19 protein-coding genes are annotated in these 24,023 nt (G+C 70.1%); 15 read left to right on the top strand and 4 right to left on the bottom strand.

Features of this window, described 5'->3' with window-relative positions:
- Positions 1–128: 128 nt before the first annotated feature.
- Positions 129–914 carry a transcriptional repressor LexA gene (gene lexA, locus OHO83_RS14700; protein WP_100591111.1) on the bottom strand — a complete coding sequence of 262 codons (786 nt, stop codon included), beginning with the start codon at positions 912–914 and terminating at the stop codon, positions 129–131.
- Positions 915–1,429: 515 nt separating this feature from the next.
- Here lexA and nrdR point away from each other — a divergent pair.
- Entirely contained in the window at positions 1,430–1,975 is a 546-nt protein-coding gene (nrdR, locus tag OHO83_RS14695; RefSeq protein WP_266674894.1) for a transcriptional regulator NrdR, read from the top strand.
- Positions 1,976–2,111: 136 nt separating this feature from the next.
- Positions 2,112–5,012, top strand: coding sequence for a vitamin B12-dependent ribonucleotide reductase (locus OHO83_RS14690; protein WP_266674895.1), 2,901 nt, complete (start codon positions 2,112–2,114; stop codon positions 5,010–5,012).
- Positions 5,013–5,089: 77 nt separating this feature from the next.
- Here OHO83_RS14690 and OHO83_RS14685 read toward each other — a convergent pair whose 3' ends face one another.
- Positions 5,090–5,617, bottom strand: a complete 528-nt coding sequence (locus OHO83_RS14685; RefSeq protein ID WP_330279593.1) for a TerD family protein — start codon at positions 5,615–5,617, stop codon at positions 5,090–5,092.
- 100 nt (positions 5,618–5,717) lie between these two features.
- Here OHO83_RS14685 and OHO83_RS14680 point away from each other — a divergent pair, with 100 nt between their 5' ends.
- The 4 genes from OHO83_RS14680 (at position 5,718) to OHO83_RS14665 (ending at position 8,866) form a co-directional block, all read left to right on the top strand.
- Positions 5,718–6,548 carry an arylamine N-acetyltransferase family protein gene (locus tag OHO83_RS14680; RefSeq protein ID WP_330279592.1) on the top strand — a complete coding sequence of 277 codons (831 nt, stop codon included), beginning with the start codon at positions 5,718–5,720 and terminating at the stop codon, positions 6,546–6,548.
- A 33-nt stretch (positions 6,549–6,581) separates the two neighbouring features.
- The gene (locus OHO83_RS14675; RefSeq protein ID WP_266674898.1) at positions 6,582–7,187 is read left to right on the top strand and encodes a YdbC family protein; all 606 of its coding nucleotides are present in this window, start codon (positions 6,582–6,584) and stop codon (positions 7,185–7,187) included.
- A gap of 98 nt (positions 7,188–7,285) precedes the next feature.
- Positions 7,286–7,945, top strand: coding sequence for a histidine phosphatase family protein (locus OHO83_RS14670; RefSeq protein ID WP_266674899.1), 660 nt, complete (start codon positions 7,286–7,288; stop codon positions 7,943–7,945).
- 12 nt (positions 7,946–7,957) lie between these two features.
- Positions 7,958–8,866, top strand: coding sequence for an ADP-ribosylglycohydrolase family protein (locus tag OHO83_RS14665; RefSeq protein ID WP_329433794.1), 909 nt, complete (start codon positions 7,958–7,960; stop codon positions 8,864–8,866).
- A gap of 101 nt (positions 8,867–8,967) precedes the next feature.
- Here OHO83_RS14665 and OHO83_RS14660 read toward each other — a convergent pair whose 3' ends face one another.
- Positions 8,968–10,542, bottom strand: coding sequence for an MFS transporter (locus tag OHO83_RS14660; RefSeq protein ID WP_329433793.1), 1,575 nt, complete (start codon positions 10,540–10,542; stop codon positions 8,968–8,970).
- Positions 10,543–10,679: 137 nt separating this feature from the next.
- Between OHO83_RS14660 and OHO83_RS14655 the strand changes: the two genes are divergently transcribed.
- From OHO83_RS14655 to OHO83_RS14645, 3 genes are all read left to right on the top strand, one after another.
- Positions 10,680–11,303 (top strand): TetR/AcrR family transcriptional regulator, encoded by a 624-nt coding sequence (locus OHO83_RS14655; protein ID WP_266674902.1) that lies wholly within the window; start codon positions 10,680–10,682, stop codon positions 11,301–11,303.
- Positions 11,304–11,477: 174 nt separating this feature from the next.
- Positions 11,478–12,179 (top strand): ribonuclease HII, encoded by a 702-nt coding sequence (locus OHO83_RS14650; RefSeq protein WP_266674903.1) that lies wholly within the window; start codon positions 11,478–11,480, stop codon positions 12,177–12,179.
- 67 nt (positions 12,180–12,246) lie between these two features.
- Complete coding sequence (locus OHO83_RS14645; protein WP_266674904.1) at positions 12,247–12,912, top strand: hypothetical protein; 666 nt, start codon at positions 12,247–12,249, stop codon at positions 12,910–12,912.
- A gap of 150 nt (positions 12,913–13,062) precedes the next feature.
- On the opposite strand, the gene OHO83_RS14640 is transcribed toward OHO83_RS14645, so the two are convergent.
- A complete protein-coding gene (locus OHO83_RS14640; protein WP_329433792.1) occupies positions 13,063–13,704 on the bottom strand; it encodes a hypothetical protein in 642 nt (213 codons plus the stop codon).
- Between the two features lie 405 nt (positions 13,705–14,109).
- On the opposite strand from OHO83_RS14640, the gene OHO83_RS14635 reads away from it, so the two are divergent.
- The 6 genes from OHO83_RS14635 (at position 14,110) to OHO83_RS14610 (ending at position 23,976) form a co-directional block, all read left to right on the top strand.
- Positions 14,110–16,269, top strand: a complete 2,160-nt coding sequence (locus OHO83_RS14635; protein ID WP_266674906.1) for a RecQ family ATP-dependent DNA helicase — start codon at positions 14,110–14,112, stop codon at positions 16,267–16,269.
- Positions 16,270–16,660: 391 nt separating this feature from the next.
- Positions 16,661–18,121, top strand: a complete 1,461-nt coding sequence (locus tag OHO83_RS14630) for a DUF4192 domain-containing protein (RefSeq protein WP_330279591.1) — start codon at positions 16,661–16,663, stop codon at positions 18,119–18,121.
- Between the two features lie 252 nt (positions 18,122–18,373).
- Complete coding sequence (locus OHO83_RS14625; protein WP_330279590.1) at positions 18,374–18,523, top strand: hypothetical protein; 150 nt, start codon at positions 18,374–18,376, stop codon at positions 18,521–18,523.
- A gap of 446 nt (positions 18,524–18,969) precedes the next feature.
- Entirely contained in the window at positions 18,970–20,880 is a 1,911-nt protein-coding gene (locus OHO83_RS14620; RefSeq protein ID WP_330279589.1) for a glycogen debranching N-terminal domain-containing protein, read from the top strand.
- A gap of 119 nt (positions 20,881–20,999) precedes the next feature.
- Positions 21,000–21,761, top strand: coding sequence for an NUDIX hydrolase (locus OHO83_RS14615; protein WP_329437719.1), 762 nt, complete (start codon positions 21,000–21,002; stop codon positions 21,759–21,761).
- 190 nt (positions 21,762–21,951) lie between these two features.
- On the top strand, positions 21,952–23,976 hold the full coding sequence (locus tag OHO83_RS14610) for an ABC transporter ATP-binding protein (protein ID WP_330279588.1): 2,025 nt from the start codon (positions 21,952–21,954) through the stop codon (positions 23,974–23,976).
- Positions 23,977–24,023 lie beyond the last annotated feature (47 nt).

Below are 24,023 nucleotides of genomic sequence, written 5' to 3'. Positions count from 1 at the left end.
CGTGTGGGCGGAGCCCCGGACACCCGGAGCTCCGCCCACACGTCTGGCCCCACAAACGGCAGGCCCAGGACACAGCAGGGCCCCGGAACCGGCGCAGTTGGTTCCGGGGCCCGGTCAGGGGCGCGGTGTCACACCCGCCGCAGAACGGCCACCACCTTGCCGAGGATCGTCGCCTCGTCACCGGGGATCGGCTGGTACGCGGAGTTGTGCGGCAGCAGCCACACATGGCCGTCCTCGCGCTTGAAACGCTTGACGGTGGCCTCGCCCTCGAGCATCGCGGCGACGATGTCGCCGTTCTCCGCGACCGGCTGGCGGCGGACCGTGACCCAGTCGCCGTCACAGATCGCGGCCTCGATCATCGAGTCACCGACGACCTTCAGGACGAACAGCTCGCCGTCACCGACCAGCTGCCGGGGGAGAGGGAACACGTCCTCGACGGACTCTTCCGCGAGGATCGGGCCACCGGCGGCGATGCGGCCGACGAGCGGGACGTACGACGCGGCCGGCTTGCCCGCGGTGTCCGTGGGCTGCGCGCTCGGCTGGTCGGAGCCACGGACCTCGTAGGCGCGGGGGCGGTGCGGGTCCCGGCGCAGGAAACCCTTGCGCTCGAGGGCCATCAGCTGGTGCGCGACCGACGACGTGCTCGACAGGCCCACCGCCTGGCCGATCTCCCGCATCGACGGCGGGTAACCACGCCGCTGCACGGAGTCCCTGATCACCTCGATGACGCGCCGCTGCCTGTCCGTGAGCCCCGAGCTGTCCGCCCGGATGCCGGGAGGTCGGCCCGGCAGGGAGCGCGCGGGCTTCGGCCCCTCCGCGCTCATGGATGCGTCATTCATGGCATGCACCGGCTCGAGTCGGCCCTGGGAACGGTCCTGGGCAGTGATGGTGGCGCTGTCTGCGGTGGTGGTCACGTCGGTCGGCCCCTCTCGAGTTGTTCTCCCTAGCTAGCCAACGGTAGTTGCTTTCGAAAGGTTGCGCCAAACACACGTTCGAGTGAAAAATCGCAGATTGCTTGTCGTGATCATGTGCCTGGGTGTATGCCTTGCGCTTCGCCGGAGTGGCAATTCGGTTCATTACGGTACGCTTCACCGCCGAGGCCGTGACCCACTCCGTGGGGTTCCCAGTGTGCCATCCGGTGGTCCGTCAACCCGGAACCGGCCCCCTCTCCGTGCGCCGCCGTCCGCGATCTGCGGGCATCCGTCATGGGCGCGCTCCCGCCCCGGTGTTCGCTAGGTGAAAGCGACACGCGTGGGGGCGAATTTGCGACCAAACCCCAGATCTAGTGGTTGGATTGCATCGGCAGCCCAGAAGTTGTGGTCCCGGTCCGTCGAGGCCTCCGTCATCGCCTATGCTTGGGGCTGCTTCGAGGGGCCTGAAGGGCCTCCCGAGGCCATTGAGTCGTGCTGTGAAGGAGGGTTGGAGTTCCATGCACTGCCCCTTCTGCAGGCACCCCGACAGCCGTGTCGTCGACAGTCGCACCACCGACGACGGCACGTCGATCCGCAGGCGCCGCCAGTGCCCCGACTGCTCCCGTCGTTTCACGACCGTGGAGACGTGCTCGCTCATGGTGGTCAAGCGGAGCGGGGTGACCGAACCCTTCAGCCGTACGAAGGTGATCAACGGCGTCCGCAAGGCATGCCAGGGTCGCCCCGTCACCGAGGACGCCCTCGCCCAGCTCGGCCAGCGGGTCGAAGAGGCGGTGCGTGCCACCGGCAGCGCGGAGCTGACCACTCATGACGTGGGTCTGGCCATACTCGGCCCGCTTCAGGAACTCGACCTCGTCGCCTACCTGCGCTTCGCGTCCGTGTACCGGGCGTTCAATTCGCTGGAGGACTTCGACTCGGCCATCGCGGAGCTGAGGGAACAGCTGCCCGGCGCGAGCCGGGGTGACGCGGGCGGAGAGCGCGAACCATGTGACTGCGGGTCCGGAGGGACTGTAGAAGTCCCCGTGCCCGCCACCGCTGCCGACTGATCGGCCCAGGGGTCGGTCGGCGGCCATTCAGACCTGTTGCGGGCGGCAAGAGCGGCGTCCGCAATACAAGACACACACCGTGCCACGGGAAGATCGAGGCACTTCGGGGCGTTTTAGCCCGGTATAGGGAGGCGGCATGACAGAGACGACGAGTGGCCCGGCACGAGGTTCCCGCGCCAAGGGAGCCAAGGCCACCAAGGGGCTGCGTATCGAGCGCATCCACACGACTCCCGGCGTGCATCCGTACGACGAGGTGGAGTGGGAGCGCCGTGACGTCGTCATGACCAATTGGCGCGACGGCTCGATCAACTTCGAGCAGCGTGGCGTCGAGTTCCCCGGCTTCTGGTCGGTGAACGCGGTCAACATCGTCACCAGCAAGTACTTCCGCGGCGCGGTCGGCACCCCGCAGCGCGAGGTGAGCCTCAGGCAGCTCATCGACCGGATCGTGAAGACGTACCGGAAGGCCGGAGAGGACTACAAGTACTTCTCCTCGCCCGCCGACGCCGAGATCTTCGAGCACGAGCTGGCGTATGCCCTCCTGCACCAGATCTTCAGCTTCAACTCTCCGGTGTGGTTCAACGTCGGTACGCCGCAGCCCCAGCAGGTCTCCGCCTGCTTCATCCTGGCCGTCGACGACTCCATGGAGTCGATCCTCGACTGGTACAAGGAAGAGGGAATGATCTTCAAGGGCGGCTCCGGCGCCGGCCTGAACCTCTCCCGGATCCGTTCTTCCAAGGAACTGCTGTCCTCGGGCGGCAACGCCTCGGGTCCCGTCTCCTTCATGCGCGGTGCGGACGCCTCCGCAGGAACGATCAAGTCGGGTGGCGCCACGCGCCGCGCGGCCAAGATGGTCATCCTCGACGTCGACCACCCCGACATCGAGAACTTCATCGAGACCAAGGTGAAGGAAGAGGAGAAGATCCGCGCACTGCGTGACGCGGGCTTCGACATGGACCTGGGCGGCGACGACATCACGTCCGTCCAGTACCAGAACGCCAACAACTCGGTCCGCGTGAACGACGAGTTCATGAAGGCCGTGGAGACCGGCGGCAAGTTCGGTCTGCGCGCCCGGATGACCGGTGACGTCATCGAGGAGGTCGACGCCAAGTCGCTCTTCCGCAAGATGGCCGAGGCCGCGTGGGCGTGTGCCGACCCCGGCATCCAGTACGACGACACCATCAACCAGTGGCACACCTGCCCGGAGTCCGGCCGGATCAACGGCTCGAACCCGTGCAGCGAGTACATGCACCTGGACAACACGTCCTGCAACCTCGCGTCGCTGAACCTGATGAAGTTCCTGAAGGACGACGGCAAGGGCCACCAGTCCTTCGACGTCGACCGCTTCTCCAAGGTCGTCGAGCTGGTCATCACCGCGATGGACATCTCGATCTGCTTCGCGGACTTCCCGACGCAGAAGATCGGCGAGAACACCCGCGCCTACCGTCAGCTGGGCATCGGCTACGCCAACCTCGGCGCCCTGCTGATGGCCACGGGTCACGCGTACGACTCCGACGGCGGCCGCGCCCTGGCCGGTTCCATCACGTCGCTGATGACCGGTACCTCGTACAAGCGTTCCGCCGAGCTGGCCGCGGTCGTCGGCCCGTACGACGGTTACGCCCGTAACGCCGAGCCGCACCAGCGCGTCATGAAGCAGCACGCCGACGCGAACACCACGGCCGTCCGCATGGACGACCTGGACTCGCCGATCTGGGCCGCCGCCACGGAGGCCTGGCAGGACGTCGTCCGTCTCGGCGAGAAGAACGGTTTCCGCAACGCGCAGGCCTCGGTCATCGCCCCGACCGGCACCATCGGTCTCGCGATGTCCTGCGACACCACCGGGCTCGAGCCCGACCTCGCCCTGGTCAAGTTCAAGAAGCTGGTCGGCGGCGGCTCGATGCAGATCGTCAACGGCACCGTCCCGCAGGCCCTGCGCCGCCTGGGTTACCAGGAGGAGCAGATCGAGGCGATCGTCGCCCACATCGCCGACAACGGCAACGTGATCGACGCCCCCGGCCTGAAGACCGAGCACTACGAGGTCTTCGACTGCGCGATGGGCGAGCGTTCCATCTCCGCGATGGGCCACGTCCGCATGATGGCCGCCATCCAGCCCTGGATCTCCGGCGCGCTGTCCAAGACGGTCAACCTGCCCGAGACCGCCTCGGTCGAGGACGTCGAAGAGGTCTACTTCGAGGCGTGGAAGATGGGCGTCAAGGCGCTCGCCATCTACCGCGACAACTGCAAGGTCGGCCAGCCCCTCTCCGCCAAGACCAAGGAGAAGGAGAAGGAGGCGGTCACCGCCAAGGCCGAGGAGACCATCCGTACCGCGGTCGAGAAGGTCGTCGAGTACCGTCCGGTCCGCAAGCGTCTGCCCAAGGGCCGCCCGGGGATCACCACCTCCTTCACCGTCGGTGGCGCCGAGGGCTACATGACCGCCAACTCCTACCCGGACGACGGTCTCGGCGAGGTCTTCCTGAAGATGTCGAAGCAGGGCTCCACCCTCGCCGGCATGATGGACGCCTTCTCGATCGCCGTCTCCGTGGGCCTGCAGTACGGCGTCCCGCTGGAGACGTACGTCTCGAAGTTCACGAACATGCGCTTCGAGCCGGCCGGCATGACGGACGACCCGGACGTGCGGATGGCGCAGTCGATCGTCGACTACATCTTCCGCCGCCTTGCGCTCGACTTCCTGCCCTTCGAGACGCGCTCCGCGCTCGGCATCCACTCGGCAGAGGAGCGACAGCGTCACCTGGAGACGGGCTCGTACGAGCCGTCCATCGACGATGTCGAGGTCGACGTCGAGGGTCTGGCTCAGTCCGCCCCGCTGCAGACCGAGTCCCTGAAGGCCGTCGTCGAGGCCCCCAAGGCCAAGGCCGTGGCGCCGGCTCCGCAGCAGGCGCACACCAGCGCCGAGCTCGTGGAGATGCAGCTGGGCATCCAGGCGGACGCACCGCTGTGCTTCTCCTGCGGCACGAAGATGCAGCGCGCCGGCTCCTGCTACATCTGCGAGGGCTGCGGCTCGACCAGCGGTTGCAGCTGATCCGCTGACGCAGTGAGGTGAGGGGCGGCGGGCCACCAGGCCCGCCGCCCCTCACCCGTTCCGCGTTCCCGGGGCGCTCAGCGCGCGCGGCCCATCGCGGCGGCGAACGAGGTCGGGTCGCTGTCGAAGCCCCGGAGGATCTCGCGGAACGCCCACTCTCCCGAGTCGTCCCTCGTGAACTCGGCGATCACGGCCGCCGTGGAATCGGCCACTTCGGAGAAGTCGTTCTGCGCGAGGTCGGTGTATCCCTCGCGGATCCGCACCGCCGTGTTCGCCACTGCTCCGAACACCGTTGCCCGCTCCCCCTGTTGTATGGCGATACCGACGACCACGCGCGCGTAGGAGGGAGACAGACGTTCCAGCTCCAGTGTCATGACTTCGTCGAACCCGAAGCCCTGGCCGGTGGTGCTGTCGCGGTTGAGGGTGATGGTCCCGTCGGGGGAGCGGCTGTCGAAATGCACGACGTAGGCCGGAGCGTCGCCCGGATCGTCGGACGTGTAGGTCGCCGCGATGATGTCGAGATCATGGGGCGGCGTGCCGATCGGGCTCGGGTCCCATTTCAGCGAGACCTCGACCTTCTTGAGCCCTTTCGTGAAGCTGCTCACCGAACTCCCCCTCCTCGGCCGCTGGTTGCGACTGTCGATGACTGACCGCTCATGACTGTTCGTGACTGCTACGGACACGCTACGTCCTACGATCGTGACCATGACCATGACCTGGAACGGGGAACAGCTGGATCTCGACGCCTACTTGGCGCGAACAGGCTTCACGGGAGACGTGAAACCGGACCTGGAGACGCTGCGCGCGCTGCACCGGGCGCACATCGCGTCGATCCCGTTCGAGAACCTGGAGATCATGCTCGGGCGGCCGGTGGACCTGGATCTCGCCGCCCTCCAGGCGAAGCTCGTACGACAGCGCCGCGGTGGCTACTGCTACGAGCAGAACCTGCTCTTCGCGGCGGCCCTGGAGCGAATCGGCTACTCCGTGAAGGGACTTGGGGCGCGAGTCCGGGTGGGCGCCACGACGGTTCGCGCCGTCACCCACATGCTGACCCGCGTCACCGTGGAGGACGGCCAGGAGTGGCTGTGCGACGTGGGCTTCGGCGCCCAGGGGCTGCGCGAACCGATCCCCCTGAGGGCCGGGATCGAGGTGCGTCAGGGGCCGTGGACCTTCGGCCTCGTGCCGGAGGACAGCGGCGTTCTGGTCCTGAGGAGCCTGCGCCCCGGCGGCTGGGAGGAGATCTACGCCTTCACCCTGGAGGAGCGCCGTCCCGTCGACTACGTGGTGATGAACCACTACACGTCGACGCATCCGCGGTCCGCCTTCATCCACCGCCCCGTAGTCCAGCGTGCAGCCGTCGACACCCAGCGCTCACTCATCGACATGCGGATGTCGGTCGAGTTTCCTGACGGCACTCGGGACGAACGGGACGTAGGGGAAGGCGAGTTGATCGACCTGCTCGCCCAGGAGTTCGGGATCGAACTGAGTGGCGAGGACGCGGCACGACTGATCCGGATGCACGGCGCCGGAGCGTGACCGAACCCACGTCGTGGGCCGTACGATGGCGCGGTGCTGGTCAAGTGGATTCGCTGCACCGTGACCGACCGACGCGGGTTCGAGCGGGGGCAGCGGAAGTGGGCGGGGCTTCTGGGGGAGCCAGGGTTCCGGGGACAGGGCGGGGGCTGGAGCAGAAATCGGCCGGGAGTGGCCCATGTTCTCGGTTTCTGGGAGAGTCGCGCCTTCTACGACTCCTTCATGGCGCGCTCGCACGACCGGCTCGCCGCCGCCCAGTCGGGCACGTACAAAGACATCCAAGTGAAGCTCTTCGACCACCGGTTCGACGTGAAGACGGGCTTCGAGCCGCGCTTCACGGACGCGGACACGGTGCGCCTCGCGCACTGCCGGGTGCACGCGGACCGCGAGGAACACTTCGCGCTCATGCAGGAGAAGGTCTGGAACCCCGCGATGGCCGGCTCCCCGGGGATGGTGCGCGGACTGTTCGGTGAGGCGCCGGGCAACGAGTTCCTGATCCTTTCGATGTGGCACTCCGTGGCCGAGCACGGCAAGTACCAGGCCGAACGTGTGGAGCGGCTCTCGACCCGTGCCCAGACGGAGACCGACATCGCAGGGATCGCGGGGGACATCGTTCAGCTGGAACCTTCCTGGACGGTATGAGCCGGATCGCCCACGGACAGGGGCCACCAGGTGTGACATACGCCGGATGGAGCCCGTACGGGTGCTCGAACCGGGCCCTTCCGATCTAGGGTTTCGGCATGGCACGACCGCGGCGCATTGTCCTTGTCAGGCACGGCGAGTCGGAGGGCAACGCCGACGACACCGTCTACGAACGCGAGCCCGACCACGCCCTGGCCCTCACGGAGACGGGGCACCGGCAGGCGGACGAGACAGGGCAGTACCTGCGCGAGCTCTTCGGCCGTGAGCGGGTGAGTGTGTACGTGTCGCCCTACCGGCGCACGCACCAGACGTTCCGCGCCTTCCGGCTCGACCCCGAACTCGTACGGGTGCGCGAGGAGCCTCGGCTGCGGGAGCAGGACTGGGGAAACTGGCAGGACCGGGACGACGTGCGTCTTCAGAAGGCGTACCGCGACGCCTACGGCCACTTCTTCTACCGCTTCGCCCAAGGCGAGTCCGGTGCCGACGTGTACGACCGTGTGGGTGCTTTTCTGGAGAGTCTGTACCGGAGCTTCGAGGCGCACGACCACCCGTCGAACGTCCTCCTCGTCACCCATGGGCTCACCATGCGGCTGTTCTGCATGCGCTGGTTCCACTGGACCGTCGCCGACTTCGAATGTCTGTCGAATCCCGGGAACGGTGAGACGCGGGCACTCGTTCTCGGGGAGGACGGCAAATACACCTTGGACCGGCCGTTCGAACGATGGCGTGATCCCGAGCCGTACGGAGTCACCGGTTAGAGTGGCAGGGCGATGACCGCTGATTCCTCTCCTCATGTGCGGCTTGACCGAGCCCTGTCCAGCCTGCGCGGCCTGGCGGTGGGGGACGCGCTGGGCTCCCAGTTCTTCGTGCCCGCCAACTACCCGCTGCTCCAGCGCCGCGAACTGCCCGACGGCGTCTGGCAGTGGACCGACGACACCGAAATGGCGTGCTCCGTGGTGGCGGTCCTGGCCGCCGAGAACCGTATCGAGCAGGACGTGCTCGCCCGGTCCTTCGCGGAGCACCACGACTTCGACCGGGGCTACGGCCCCGCGGTGAACCGGCTGCTCCGGCAGATCCGCGAGGGCGGCGACTGGCGCGCCCTGTCCTCCGCGCTCTTCAAGGGCCAGGGCTCCTGGGGCAACGGCGCGGCGATGCGGATCGCCCCGCTCGGCGCCTGGTACGCGGACGATCCGGAGCAGGCCACGCATCAGGCCGAGATCTCCGCCTACCCGACGCATCAGCACCGGGAGGCCGTGGTCGGCGCCATGGCCGTGGCCGCAGCCGCCGCGATCGTGGCCGATCCGGCAGGACCGCCGACGCCGCAGGCGCTCCTCGACGGCGTGATCGCGCTGGTGCCGCGCAGTGCGGTGGGCGCGGGGCTCCGGCGGGCCAGGGACATGCTCGACTACGGCGACGCGGGGACGGTGGCCGCGGTTCTCGGCTGCGGCCGGCGCACCACGGCCCACGACACCGTGCCGTTCGCCCTGTGGTCGGCGGCGCGCGGACTCGGCGATTTCGAGCGCGCGTTCTGGGACACGGCGCAGGTCGGCGGCGACATGGACACGACGTGCGCGATCGTGGGCGGAGTGGTCGCTTCCGGCCCGGGTGGCGCTCCGGCAGACGAGTGGTTGCGGCGGACCGAGCCGCTGCCGGAATGGGCGCCGGGCCTGCCGGTCTGACCTGCGGCTCGCTCACTGCCTCACGTGGCGTGGCGGATGCCGGGCCGCCTTCGGTACCTGGGCGGCCCGGCATCCACCTCACGTGGCGGGCGGCTCCCCCGTCAGCCGCCCGCCGGCCCGGCCGCACCCGCGGTACCCGCGAGCGCTTCCAGGTCGCTCTTGCGCACCCGGATCACCACAGCGGCGACGGCCAGGGCGAGCAGCGCCATCGCCGCGGCCGGAATGAACGCGGTCGAGATGCCCTCGGCCAGGACCTGGTGACTCCAGGGAGCCGGGAGCTGGTGGGTCCTGGCGAACTCCGCCTTCTGCTCGGGCGTGGCCTGCGCCATGAAGGACGGGATCTGGTCCTTGGCCTCGTTCCGGCTGGCCGTGCCGAAGACCGTGGTCAGGATGGAGAGACCGAGTGAACCTCCCACCTGCTGCGTCGCGTTGAGCAGCCCGGATGCCGCGCCGGCCTCGTGCTGGGCGACTCCGGAGACGGCGGTCAGGGTGAGCGTCACGAAGTTGAGCCCCATGCCGAGGCCGAACAGCAGCATCGGGCCGAGCACCCCACCGGCGTACGAGCTGTCGGGCGAGATGAACGTCTGCCAGCCGAGGCCGAGCAGGACGAGTGTCGCGCCGGTCATCATGAACGGCTTGGGGCCGAGTACCGGAAGCAGTCGCTGGGACAGGCCGGCGCCGACGATGATCGCGACCGTCACGGGGAGGAAGGCGAGGCCCGCCTCGATCGGCGTGTAGCCGAGTACGTTCTGCGCGAACAGGACGATGAAGAAGAACATGCCGAACATCGCCGCTGCCAGGCTCAGCATGATCACGTAGGTGCCCGAGCGGTTGCGGTCGGCGAACATCCTGAGCGGAGTGATGGGTTCCTTCGCCCGGCTCTCGATGAACGCGAAGGCGAGCAGCAGCACCACCGCGGCGACGAACGAGCCCACGCTGACGCTGTCCCGCCAGCCCTCCTCCGACGCGCGGATGAAGCCGTACACGAGCGAGGCCATGCCCGCCGTGGAGGTGAGCGCGCCCGCGATGTCGAAGCGTCCCGGGTGCCGTTCGGACTCGTTGATGTACATCGGCGCCAGTACCGCGATGAGGATGCCGATGGGTACGTTCACGAACAGCACCCAGCGCCAGTCGAGCCACTCGGTGAGCATGCCGCCGGCGAGGAGGCCGACGGCGCCGCCGCCCGCGGAGACGGCCGCGAACACGCCGAACGCGCGGTTCCGCTCGGGGCCTTCGGGGAACGTCGTGGTGATGAGGGCGAGCGAGGTGGGCGACGCGATCGCGCCGCCGACGCCCTGCAGGGCCCGGGCCGCCAGCAACTGCCAGGGTTCCTGGGCGAGTCCGCCGAGCAGGGAGGCCAGCGTGAAGAGCAGGATGCCGGACATGAAGACCCGGCGGCGACCGAGGATGTCGCCCGCGCGGCCACCGAGAAGCAGCAGACCACCGAAGGTGAGCGTGTACGCGCTGACGACCCAAGTGAGGTCCGTCGTGGAGAACTTGAGCGCGTCCTGAATATGCGGGAGCGCGATGTTCACAATCGTCGCGTCCAGTACGACCATGAGTTGGCAGGCCGCGATGACCGCCAGGGCTATGCCGGGGTGCCCCGCCCGGCGTGCTGCCCCCGGCTTCCTGGCCTTGTCCGGTTTCTGATCTTGAGTTAACTGAGAGGTTGACACTATGGATCCCCCACAAGTGCGTTAGTGAACGCAACCGTTCACTGTCGAACCGAACGGTAGTGACTCCCCATCAGTGAACGCAACCGTTCACTGAAGAAGCTGCCTTGAACACCCGGATCCCCAACGGAGAGAAGACGATGGATACTTCGCGCTGGACGGCCGCCCCCGCTCGGACGGCCACCCTGCGCCGGCGTGGCCCCGTCCTGGAGCGGGCCATCCTGGAAGCCGCGCTGGAGCAGCTCAGTACGGTCGGCTGGAACGCCCTCACGATGGAAGGCGTCGCCGCCGGGGCGCAGACGGGCAAGGCCGCCGTCTACCGCCGCTGGCCCTCCAAGGAGGAGCTCGTCGCGGACGCCCTCCAGGCGGCGCTGCCCAGGCTCGACGGAGCGCCGGACCGCGGCAGCGTCCGGGAGGACCTGATCGAGCTGTGCCGCCTGATGCGTGAGGCGATGTACTCACGCCCCGGCTTCGCTCTGCGGTCGGTGCTTCACGAATGCGACTCCGCGACGGCCCAGCGCTTCCATGAGGTGATCTTCGAGGGTGTCGTCGAGCCGAGCGTCGAACTGATCAAGGAGGTCGTACGCCGTGGGATCGAGCGGGGGGAGGTGCGCCCCGGCGCCATGGACGCATACGTCTGCGATGTCATCCCGGCGATGATGATGTACCGGTCGAAGGTGTGCGCAAGCGAATGGGGCGAGCGTGATCTCACGGAGATGATCGATCAAGTGATGGTTCCGCTGCTGCGGCCGGCGGGGGCGTGACGCGGGGGTGACGCCGGCGGCTCGGCTGTGGATTCGGGTCTGGTGCCAGGGGTCGCGCCTCCGTCCGGTCGGCCGTGAACCGCAGGTTCCTGCCCCCGGGTCCCGCCTGTGGAGACCGGGCTGGTCGTACCGGGTGTCGCTGAGGGGTCGAGGCGGCGTACGCTATCTGGCGCCATGCCGTACGAACCACCCACTCACAGCGTCGAGCGCTCACTGCGCGCCACCACCGGAGCCAAGATCGTCGCCGGTGTGGACGAGGTCGGTCGTGGTGCGTGGGCGGGACCGGTCACTGTGTGCGCCGCCGTCACGGGGCTGCGCCGACCGCCCGAAGGTCTCACCGACTCCAAGCTGATCAGCCCGAAGCGGCGCGATGTGCTCGCCGAGACGCTGGAGAGCTGGGTGACGGCACATGCTCTCGGGCACGCCTCTCACGAGGAGATCGACGAGCTGGGGATGACGGCCGCTCTGCGCCTCGCCGCGGTGCGCGCCCTTGAGGCCCTTCCGGTCCGTCCGGACGCGGTCATCCTCGACGGCAAGCACAACTACCTCGGTGCTCCCTGGCAGGTCCGCACGGTGATCAAGGGCGACCGGTCCTGTGTGGCCGTCGCCGCGGCATCGGTGATCGCCAAGGTTCGGCGCGACAAAATGATGGCCGAACTGGGCATCGAACATGCAGACTTCGGTTTTGCGGACAACGCCGGTTATCCGTCGCCGGTCCACAAGGCCGCGCTGGAGTTGCGGGGGCCCACCCCGTACCACCGGCTCACGTGGGCGTATCTTGATGCGCTGCCCCAGTGGCGGCACCTCAAGAAGGCCCGCAGCTGGGCGGACGGAAACGTTCCGGAGATCGAAGGCCAGCTCGGCTTCGACTTCTGATCTTCCGTTCGCACTCATGTGCCACCCGCCGGAGCCACTCGCACCGGCGTTTGATAGACATCAGCTCATGCCTCTCCTTCCCGAGGAGTCTCAGATTCACGAGAGTGCCCAGGGTCCCCGCGCCACTTCGGCCCCCAGCGGCCGCAACGCGCCGACCCCCCGCCCCGTACCCGGCCCGCGTCCCGCGGCGCCGCCGCGACCCGGACGCCCGGGTCCCGCACGGCCGATGCCGCCCGCGCAGCGCACGTCGCGCGAGTCGGTGTCCGCCGCCAAGCCGGGGCCTTCGGCTCCGGCCGCTCCCGCTGCCGTGCCGACCGCGCCCGCCCCGTCGGACGCGACCGCGCAGCCGCAGGTCCAGCTGATCCCGGCTTCGGTCGAGGGTGCCCTGGACGCCGCGGAGGAAGCCGTCGACCTGCTCCTCGACTCGGGCCGCGCGCCCGGCGAGGTGCTGGTGATCACCACCGGTGACCCGCACCCGTGGGCCACGCACGAGCTGTCCTTCGGCGACGTCGCCTACTGGGCGCAGCACGATGCCGGTGACGACGTCTTCTACGCCGACGCCGGGGCCGCCGAGCGCGCTGCGAAGCGGCCTGTGGTCGTCGTCGCGCTGAACGGCGGTGCCGACGAGGCGGCCGCCACCGCTCTGCCTCTCGCCCTCGGCCGGGCGGGCGCCCTGCTGATCGTGTGCGGCGACCCGCAGCGGATCAACTCCCTGCTGGGCGCCGGAGTCTGACACGCCGCACGCCGGCCGCCCGGACCGCTCGACGGTTCCGCGGGCGGTCGGCGGCGCCGTGTGTCTGCGGCCCGCGTCGGCAGCGGCTCGTGTCGGCAGGGCTCGTGTCGGCAGGGCTCGCGTCGGCCGGGCTCGTTCTCGCGGCAGCTCTCAGCGGGCAGCCGCGCGGCGCAGTACCTCTGACGCGGCTCCTCCTGCGCGCGGCAGTGGCGGCTCACCGGTGCCCTCGTACGCTTCGGGCGTCGATCCCAGGCTCGGTCGCCTGCCACCGCGCCCTTCGCCGAGTACCTGCCAGCCGTCCCGCGTCATGGTGATGTACGCCCCGCAGCGCAGCCCATGAAGTGTGCACGCGTCCCGCAGCCCCCACATCCACGCACCGTCCTCCTCCGTCCAATGCGCGTCGCCCTCACGGCAGTAGAGCAGCACGGCTGTTCGCGCCGGTGTACGGCGTCGGAGGTCGTGCGGGATGACCCGGCGCAGGTGCGTGAGCAGCGCGTTGCGGAACACCCAGCCGTCCGCCGCGCTCGCGCGCCGGCTGAACGACGCGCTGGCCCTGAGCCGCTCCTCCGTATCGAGAACGGCCACGACGGCGGTCTGGGGCCTGGGGCGGTGCCGGGCGTGCAGGCCGCTGACGACCTCGCGCGGATTGCGCAGCAGCGGTATCCCCGCCGCGGCCCATTCCGCGGGTTCGAGCATCCTGGCGAGTTGATTGGCGGAGTCGGCGGACATGTCGGCACGCGTCGATGACGTCGACAACGATGCCGCCGAGGACGGAGCGAATCCGAAGGTCACGGTCCTCCCTTCGGCTACGCGCCCATACTGCGGGCGGGGTCGGACTGTGGGAGCGCACCGCGGCACAGCCCTACCGGACCACGATCGAGCCGCGCGGGAGCGATTCCAATTCTTCCCTTCGCACTGGCTTGCGGCAACGAGCAATTGGGGCCGGCGGCCGGTATCTGGGGAAGCGTCGCCTATATCCCTGCCCAATGCAGCAGCCTGCGACGCCAGGATCACGGTTCCCGGCCAGGACCAGCGGTAACACCGACCGACCTCGTTGATCCGGCGCTCCTGGACATGGAATCAAGAAGCGCTCGGCGCCTGGTGGGACACCCTCCGAGCGGCCGGGCGGACGGGGCCGCGGTGATCATCACGGCAGGGGATTGGGCCGATGTCAGTGGTGTGGGGTTGCATGGGGGCATGAGTAACCAGGAGCTGCGTGCCGAAGCCGACGCCATCCTCGCTGAGCTGGTCGGCGATCCGGGGGGTTCGGCACGCCTTCGGGAGGATCAGTGGCAGGCGGTGGCGGCCCTGGTCGAGGAGCGCCGCCGTGCCCTTGTCGTGCAGCGCACCGGCTGGGGCAAGTCGGCGGTGTACTTCGTGGCCACGGCCTTGCTGCGGCGGCGTGGCTCCGGTCCCACAGTGATCATCTCGCCGCTGCTCGCGCTCATGCGCAACCAGGTCGAGTCGGCGGCGCGGGCCGGCATCCAGGCGCGCACCATCAACTCGGCGAACCCCGAGGAATGGGACACGATCTACGAGGAGGTCGAGCGCGGCGAGACCGACGTCCTCCTCGTGAGTCCGGAACGCCTCAATTCCGTCGACTTCCGTGATCAGGTCCTGCCCAAGCTCGCGGCCACGACGGGACTGCTCGTCGTCGACGAGGCGCACTGCATCTCCGACTGGGGCCATGATTTCCGGCCGGACTACCGTCGGCTGCGGGCCATGCTGGCCGAGCTTCCCGCCGGTGTGCCGGTACTGGCCACCACCGCGACGGCGAACGCGCGGGTCACGGCGGACGTCGCAGATCAGCTGGGCACGGGAGCCGGCGAAGCGCTGGTGCTCCGCGGCCCCCTGGATCGGGAAAGCCTGCGCCTGGGCGTCGTCCGGTTGCCGGACGCTGCGCACCGTCTGGGCTGGCTCGCCGAGCACCTCGACGAGCTTCAGGGCTCCGGCATCATCTACACGCTGACGGTGGCCGCGGCCGAGGAGGCCACGGCGTTCCTGCGCCAGCGCGGCTTCAACGTGGCCTCGTACACGGGCAAGACGGAGAACGCCGACCGGCTCCAGGCCGAGATCGACCTCCAGGAGAACCGGGTGAAGGCTCTGGTCGCGACCTCCGCGCTGGGGATGGGCTTCGACAAGCCGGACCTGGGATTCGTGATCCATCTCGGCTCGCCGTCCTCGCCGATCGCCTACTACCAGCAGGTGGGACGTGCGGGCCGCGGTGTGGCCCACGCCGATGTGCTGCTGCTGCCGGGCAAGGAGGACGAGGCCATCTGGCGCTACTTCGCCGATACGGCCTTCCCGCCCGAGCCGCAGGTGCGGCAGACCCTCTCGGCTCTCGAGGGCGCGGGACGTCCGCTGTCCGTGCCCGCCCTGGAGGCGGCAGTCGATCTTCGGCGCAGCCGTCTGGAGTCGATGTTGAAGGTGCTGGACGTGGACGGCGCGGTCAAGCGGGTCAAGGGCGGCTGGACGGCCACGGGGGCCGACTGGGTGTACGACTCCGAGCGCTACGCGTGGGTGGCCAAGCAGCGGTCGACCGAGCAGCAGGCCATGCGCGACTACGCGAGTACGTCCCAGTGCCGGATGGAGTTCCTGCGTGAGCAGTTGGACGACGAGGGTGCGGTTCCGTGCGGCCGCTGCGACAACTGCGCGGGGGCCTGGGCCGACTCCTCGGTATCGGCGGAAGTGCTGACGGGGGCGGCCAGAGAGCTGGACCGCCCGGGGGTGGAGGTCGAGCCGCGCCGCATGTGGCCGACGGGGATGCCCGCGCTGGGCATCGACCTCAAGGGGCGCATCCCGGCCAAGGAACAGTGCTCCACCGGGCGCGCCCTGGGACGGCTCTCGGACATCGGCTGGGGCAACCGACTCCGCCCGCTGCTGGCAGAGAACGCGTCCGACGGGCCCGTCCCCGACGACGTCCTGAAGGCCGCGGTGGCGGTCATCGCCGACTGGGCGCGCTCGCCCGGGGGCTGGGCGCCGACCGTTCCGGACGCCTCTGCCCGACCGGTGGGAGTCGTCGCCGTGCCGTCCCTGACCCGGCCGCAACTGGTCGGGTCGCTCGCCCAGGGAATCGCGACCATCGGCCGCCTCCCCTTCCTCGGCACGCTGGCGTACACGGGGCCGGAGGACGTACACCCGGTACGCCGCAGCAATTCCGCCCAGCGTCTCAGGGCCCTGTCAGGCACCTTCACCGTTCCTGCCGACCTGGCCGCCGCCCTGGCCGGCGCTCCCGGTCCCGTCCTGCTCGTGGACGACTACATGGACTCCGGCTGGACTCTTGCGGTCGCTGCGCGGCTGCTCCGGAAGGCGGGGAGCGAGCAGGTCCTGCCCTTGGTCCTGGCCGCGGCGGGCTGAGGCATGTGACCAGTCAGGGCTGAGCGTCACACGGTGACGAGAGCGGGGGCCTCGCGTGATCTCGGCGTGTGCCTCACGCCTGAAGTACCCCTCTGTGCCCTGCCACTGACCTGGCATCAGTTTCGGTGCCTTGGGCTGAGGTGGCGTGACCAGCAGCGCTCGCTGCAACCGACGTTGGGTGATTCGACCTAGAAGCCTGCCAGTCGCCCGTCGAACCGGCGGACTCCGGGCCCTCCCGTCGACAACAGCCAACTCACCCTGGACAAGCATGACCTGATGGGTCGTTTCACGCGAGTGACCCTGCTGGCCTGTGGACAACTCCTGTCGTGTCCCTGATCCGGGTTATCCACAGGTCAAAACGGAATTTTGAGATCCGCGGCATGGTCGTCACATGACGCATCACAGCGAAGCAGCCGGTGCACCCGGCACGGAACAGATCACCCTGCGCAACCCCTCCGAACTGGCCGAAGCGCTCCCGTACTTGCTGGGGTTCAAGCCCGAGGACAGCATCGTGCTCGTCGCCCTGCACCGCGGACGCTTCGGCGGCCGCGTGCGACTCGGAATCCCCGAGCGCCCCGGCGACTGGCCGTCCGTCGCGGAGGAGATGGCCAAGTGCCTGATCGGCAGATGCGAGCGCAAGGACGGAACGCCGGACGGCATCGTCGCGTTCCTGTGCCGGGATCCGAAGACCACCGAGACCGGACGGCAGATCAGGGAGCGCCTGCAACCGCTGGCACAGATGCTGCGTTTGGCGTGCGGCCGCCTCGATGTGCCCGTGGTCGAGGCCCTCTGCATCTCGGACGATCACTTCTGGTCGTACAGCTGCCCGGTCGAGGAGTGCTGCCCGCCCGACGGCACACCGCTGGCCGCGTCCGGTACGTCCGTCACGGCGGCCGCGATGACTTATGCGGGCATCCAAGTGAGGCGCCCGCTGAGGGAGATGAGGGCCCGGCTCACGCCGTGGCAGACGGCGGCCGTGCCACAGCAGGAGCATGCGCTGGACGCCGCGGCCATGGCTCTCGTCCCCAGGATTCTCGCCGGAGTCCCGCGCGCCGAGGTCGCGGACGAGACGCTCGATCTCGCACGGCGGGTCTGGAGCCGTTTCGGGCACCTGCCGACCGGTGACGGCACGCTGGAATCCGACCTCAGGGACGACGAGCAGCTCGCGCACGACGAGGCGGCCAGGCTGATCCTCGGCCTCCAGGACCGGCTGACCCGGGATCACGCTGCCGAATGGATGGAGGGCGACGAGGCGCCGCTGGCTCTGCGCCTCTGGCGAGCGCTGGCCCGGCGCTGCGTGGGCCCGTACGGCGAGCACGCAGCGGCGCCGCTGACGCTCGCCGGCTGGGTCGCGTGGTCCCTGGGCGACCGCGTGGAGGCAGGCGAGGCGTTGGACATGGCTCTGGCCGCGGACCCGCGGTACGTCTTCGCCCGGCTCCTCATGGAGGCGTGCAGCGCGGACCTGGATCCGGAGCCGGTGCGGCGCAGCCTGCGCAAGACACGGGACGAGCGGAACGTGACGCCGTCCGAGGCGAAATCCCAGAGGACCTTCGACGGAGCCGGGGCAGGAGCGGCGGCAGGTGCAGGAACCGGCGCCGGTAGCAGCACCGGTGTCAAGGGCAAAGGCGCCGCTGACCGCAACGGCGCAGGATCCCCTGGGCGGCCGAGCGCCGAGGACTCTCGGGAACAGGCCGAGGATCGGGTGACGCGGGCTCTGGAGGCCGCTCTGCGCCGCCGCGGATCGCGACGCGCAGGGGCGGGCAAGGGACCTTCCCAGGCCGGGGCGTATGCACCCCGGCGACCACAAGGGCGTCGCCGCGTGGGCCGGCAGGGGACGAGGCGGGACGGATGAGTGCCGGCTCGTGGCGCAGGTCCCGTGGGCCCGCCTCTGTGGCCGAGCGGGCACCGACCGGGGCGGGGGAGCCGGGGACGGGCATGGGGCATCGGCTGCTCGGCTTCCTGCGCCGCGGGCGTGACCTGGGGTGGGGCAGGCCCGTTCACCTCTGTGGCGCAGCCTCTGACCGGGCCGGGCCGCCGTCTCCCCGCCGACCCTTCGGAGCGCCATCGGCGCCTCGCGCGCGCCCAGCACGGAAGGAGCCACCCCATGCCGCCCCCCGCGTCGTCGACCGTGTCCGCCCTATTGACCTGCGCCGTACCCGTGGTGCTCGCCCTGGAGAAGGACGCCCCACCAGGTGCCGGCGGCCCGCCCTGCGAGACCGGTACGGCCGGTCGTGCGGGGGCGGGGCGGCGGTGATGCCTTCAGCCGCACGAGCGCCGGAGCCCGAAGGCTCGTTCAAGGGCTCCTTCGAGAGCCCTTCGGAGGACTCGTTCGTCGAGCGCCTCGTCGGAGGAGCGGACCAGGCCGGAATCGCCGTGGAGATCTCGCCTCCTCCACCGGCTGGGGTATCGACCGCGCCCGTTGGAGTGTCGTTCGCGGAGTCCGCGGCGTTGAGGCTGGAAGCCCCATCCGAGACCGCGGGGCCGTCAACCGTCGTGGCGGGGCCGTCAACCGTCGTCGCGGGAGTGCCATCCGCTCAAGCAATGACGTCGGCGATCTCCCCAGCCCGCCGCAAACGTCCGGCCCCGGTTCCACCCGCTACCCGTGACACTCCGCCGCCACATGCGCACGCCGGTCGCGCGAACACCCCGGCTCCCCGGCGCTCCGCGGAGCTGCCACCGGCACACACGACGCTGATCTGCGTGGCGCTGCCCTCGCTCGCGATCTCCTCGCAGCAAGGGCAGTTGACGGGCGACGGACTGGAAGGGTTCTACCGCGCGGGGCGCCGGTTGTTGTCGCGCTGCCTGCTCCGCGTTGCGGGGCGCGAGCCGATCGCGGTGCAGGCCCGCATGGTCGCCGCCGACCGGGCCCGGTTCGTGGCGACGCTGAGACCTGTCGTGGACGGCGGACCCGACCCGGACATCATGGTCGAACGGCTCCGGCATGCCGACGGCACGGAGCGCATCACGCTGCGCAGCTCGGCCACCCGACCGCTGCGACTGCCGGTCGAGGTCGCGCTCGGTACGGATCTGGCCGAGCTGGGAGCGGTGGCGGCCGGACGGCCGGGGCGTGAACTGTCCGCCACCGTCCACGACTCCGGCATGCGGTGGTCGTCCTCGGCAGGCCACGCCGTTGTCACCGCAGCCCCGCCGCCCCGCGACGCCCTCGCCTCCGCCGGGCTGCTGCGCTGGGAGTTCGACCTGCCTCCGGGCGGCACCTGGAGTGTCGAACTACGGGTACGGGCCGACGGTGGGGCGGCGAGCAGGCCGGTCGGGCATGGCACCGTACGCCCGCTCGCCGTGGCGGAATCGGCTGGGGACGACGCACGAGTGGGCCGGCTGCTGAGAACTTCTACAGAGGACCTGCACGCGCTGCTGCTGCGTGACCCGGCGTCCCCCTCGGACCTCTACCTCGCCGCCGGCGCGCCCTGGCGCTGCGGTCTGGCTCCGGCCGAGGCGTTGGCGGCCGCGCGGATGGCGCTCCCTCTGGGGACGAGGTTGGCTGCGGGCACGCTCAGAGCCCTCGCTCGGACCCAACTCCTGGGAACGGGACGGGAGTCGGGGATGATTCCCGGCCCGCTGAGGGACGCCGGCCCGCATCTGCCGCCCGGCTGCACCGGAACCGAAGCGACGCTCCTGTTTCCGGTGCTCCTCGCGGAGGCGAGACGCTGGGGCCTTCCCGAGCAGGAGGTCGCGGAGCTGCTGCCCACGGCGGGGCGCTGCCTGCAGTGGCTGCGGACCGCCGCCGGCGACGGGGCGTACCTGGCGGACCCCGGCCCCGGAGGCCCGTTGCGCTGTGAGACCCAGGCGCACGCCCACCGGGCCGCCCTGCTCGGCGCGGATCTCCTCGACGCCCATGGCAGACCAGGCGCCCTGGAACTGCGCCAGTGGGCTGAAGCGCTGCGGACGAGGTTCAGAGAGGACTTCTGGGTCGAGGACCGTGGAGGCGGCCGGCCCGCTGCCGCCCGCACACCTGACGGGCGACTCCTACCCCACCTGGGCAGCGCCGCGGCCCACCTCCTCGACACAGGGCTGCTCGGCGGCGCTCTGATGGCGCCGGGCCTTCTCGACAAGGTGCAGACGGAACAGCTCGCGCGGCTCCTGGGCGGTCCGGCGCTCGACTCGGGGTGGGGTCTGCGCAGCCTGGGCGCACGGGAAGCGTCGTACAACCCGTTCGGGCACCGTGGCGGAGCCGTGCGGGTGCAGGAGACGGCGCTGGCCGTGGGCGGCCTGGCCGCTGCGGGCTACGAGAAGGAGTCGAGCTCCCTGCTGCGAGGCATCCTGTCCGCGGCCGAGGCCTTCGGGTTCCGGCTGCCCGAGATGTACGCGGGGGAGCAACGTTTTGAAGGGGGCGCCCCGCTTCCGCATCCGGCGGCCTGCAGACCCGCGGCAACCGCAGCGGCGTCGGGGGTGCAGCTCCTCACCGCCCTCGTCGGGCTCCGGCCGGACGCGCCTGCCGGGACGGTGACGCTGAGACCGATGCGCAGCGCACCCCTGGGGGAGATCGGACTGGCCGGGTTGCGGGTCGCGGGCGCCCCGTTCTCGGTGCGGGTCAGCAGGCTCGGTCTCGCCATGGTCGAGGAGGCGGCCGACGGGCTGCAGTTGGGGGTGTGACCGGCGCGGACGTGGGTTCGGAAGTTCGGCGGGGTCCCACCTCGGGAACTTCGAAGATGGCCTTGATCGACGATCGCGAAGGGAGTGTTTATCGTCAGGAAGACGACTATGATCACGGCATGTCGCCCTACGACCCGTCGGCCTTCCCGCCCTTCGCAGTCACCGTCGACCTGGTGGTGCTGACCGTGCGCCGGCACGCGCTCTGTGCGCTCGCGGTACGGCGAGGCGAACCGCCGTTCCAGGGGCGATGGGCACTCCCCGGCGGCTTCGTCCGGGACGACGAGGACCTGTCGTCGGCCGCGGCACGCGAACTGATCGAGGAGACCGGGCTCTGCGCCCATGATCCCGCGGATCCGGACCAGGTCAACGGCGCGCACCTGGAGCAGCTGGCCACCTACGGCGACCCCAAGCGCGATCCTCGTATGCGCGTGGTCAGCGTCGCTCATCTGGCCCTGGCGCCGGATCTGCCGGCACCGCGTGCGGGCGGCGACGCGCACAGTGCGCGCTGGGCGCCCGTGGAGGACCTGCTGAACCAGAAAGGGTACGGGCGTGAGGGCGAGCAGGTGGCACCTCTGGCCTTCGACCATGCCCAGATCCTCGCGGACGGCGTGGAGCGCGCGCGCTCGAAGATCGAGTACTCGTCACTCGCCACGGCCTTCTGCCCGCCGGAGTTCACGGTCGGCGAGCTGCGGCGCGTGTACGAGGCGGTTTGGGCCGTCGCGCTGGATCCGCGCAACTTCCATCGCAAGGTGACGGGCACCCCGGGCTTCCTCGTGCCCACCGGGGGGACCACCACCCGCCAGGGCGGCAGGCCGGCCCAGCTCTTCCGGGCGGGTGGCGCGACGCTGCTCAACCCGCCGATGCTGCGCCCCGAGGTGTGACCCGGAGCTGACCGGGCCTGACCTCCGGGCTCTGCCCGCCCGCGCCGCGCAAGGGACACCCGGGGCTCCACCCTGACCGAAAAGTCGGAAATGTCGCGTTATCTTTCTTTGGTACCCACGGGGTTCGTCCGTCCCCGCTCGGCGGACGGGCCCCGGCCGCCGAGCGGTCGCACATCCTGCGAGAGAAGCGATGATCCAGGCCTTCGGACTGACCAGCAATCCCCGCCAGGAGCTCCCGCCCGCTGTCGACGACGTGTCCTTCGAGGCGCCGACGGGTCGCGTCACGGCGCTGCTCGGCGCTCGCGCGTCCGGCAAGACGACGGCGGTCCGGCTGATGCTCGAACTCCAACAAGGCCGTGGAATCACGCATTTCAGAGGCCGCCCCCTGCACCGCATCCCCCATCCCTCCCGAGAAGTCGGCGTGTTGCTCGGCGAGGTCCAGGGGCATCCGTCCCGCACCGTACGCGGACAACTGCGTATGTTGTGCGCGGCCGCAGGCGTGCCGGTGCAGCGTGCGGACGAGGTCCTCGAAGTCGTCGGCATCGTCAGCCTGCGGGAGCAGCGGCTCGGCACGCTCTCGCGAGGCATGGACCGGCGCCTCGGCCTCGCCTGCGCGCTTCTCGCGGATCCGCACACGCTCGTCCTCGACGGGCCCGCGGGCGGCCTCTCGGCGCGCGAGGGCAAGTGGCTGCACGGCATCCTGCGGGCCCACGCGTCGCTCGGCGGCACGGTGCTCTTCACCACCGACGACGCCAAGGAAGCGGCGCGGACGGCTGACCGCGTGGTCACCCTGGAGGCGGGACGCGTCATCGCGGACCAGGGCGTCGCGGACTTCTCCCGCACGAGGCTGCGCCCCCGCGTCGCCGTCCGCAGCCCACATGCGGCCCGGCTCGGTGTCCTGCTGGCCAGGGAAGCGCGCGCGACACAGCGTTCCGTCGAGGTCGTGAACGAGGACGGCAACCGACTCTCCGTATACGGCAGCAACTGCGCGGACGTCGGCGAGACCGCGTTCCGCCACAGCATCCTGGTCCACCAACTCGCAGACGAGGTCGGGGATGCGGGGCCTGCGGTGAGCGTTCCGGCGCGGGCGCGCACTGAAGAAGTCCGGGAGGTAGAGCCGGCCGCGCCCCAGATGGCAGTCGTGGATGCGTCGTCCGTAGCGGACGAGCCTCCTCCAGCCATGGAGCCGTCGGAAGAAGAAGCCGCCGCACCGATGGCGCCGGCGCAGGCACACGCTCCCTCCGCTCAGGAACCCCCGCACTCCACGGGCACTTTCGTAGTGCTCCGCGCCGACGCGGACCTTGGTGGCGTCTCCTCCGCGGCCTCCTCCTCGGCCCCGGCGCCGCCGCGCGACGAACGGGCCGCCCAGGCCCCCAGGACTCCCTCAATCCCCGCCCCCGCCCGGCCCCTCTCCCCCCTCCCGCCCCCCATCACGATCCACCCCGCACCCAGCCCGCTCCGTCCGCTGCGTTACGAGGTCCGCCGGGCGACCGGCATCGCCACCGGTTACCTCACCGCGGCTGCCGTCCTCGTCGCCTCCGCGATCGTCGCCGTACTGCTCGCGCGGACCGGTCACACCCCGCAGGCGCACCTGCTGGCCGCCTGGCCCCAGGGGCTACCGCTTCCGCCGGCTGCCCTGGGTGCGGGGCTGCTCGGGGCCTTCGCGTTCGGCGACGAGTTCCGTCACCCCGCGCTCGCCGCCGACCGTGGCACCGTCCCCCGTCGCCTGGGGCTTCTTTGCGCGAAACTCGTTGTCGCAGCGGCCGTCGCCGTCTCGCTGGCCTTCCTCGTCGTCGCCTCCGACGCGGTGCTGCTCCACCTTGTATACGGAGAAGAGCTCACCGAGGTTCCCGCCGACTGGCTTTCGACGAGCGCGAGTTGGCTGGCGCTCGTCGTGGGCTGCGCCTGGGCAGGGGTGCTGGCCGCCGGTGTCTTTCGGTCCACGACGGCCGGGCTGGCCGCCGTACTCGCCGTTCCGGTCCTCGTCGTGCCGCTCGTACAGAAGGCCTTGGAAGGACCATCTGTGCGAACGGCGGCGGGACTTCCGTCGAGGCTTCGTGATCTGGCCCTCGTGCACTGGCCGTTCGGGGCGGAGCGTGTTCTGGCCGCGGGACTGCGCATGATCGCCCAACCTGTGGGCAGTGCGCTGATGTTGTCGCTGACCGCTCTGCTCTGCGCTTATCTGCTCACAGTGCTGCGCCCCAGGGCTCGATGACGACGTCCTGCGCCTTCTGGTCCGGCCTCGCGCACAACTCCCCGGCG

It is taken from the genome of Streptomyces sp. NBC_00569, from assembly GCF_036345255.1.
Classification (GTDB): domain Bacteria; phylum Actinomycetota; class Actinomycetes; order Streptomycetales; family Streptomycetaceae; genus Streptomyces.
Note: the sequence above shows the minus strand (reverse complement) of the source record. Positions and strands in the feature narration are given on the sequence as shown.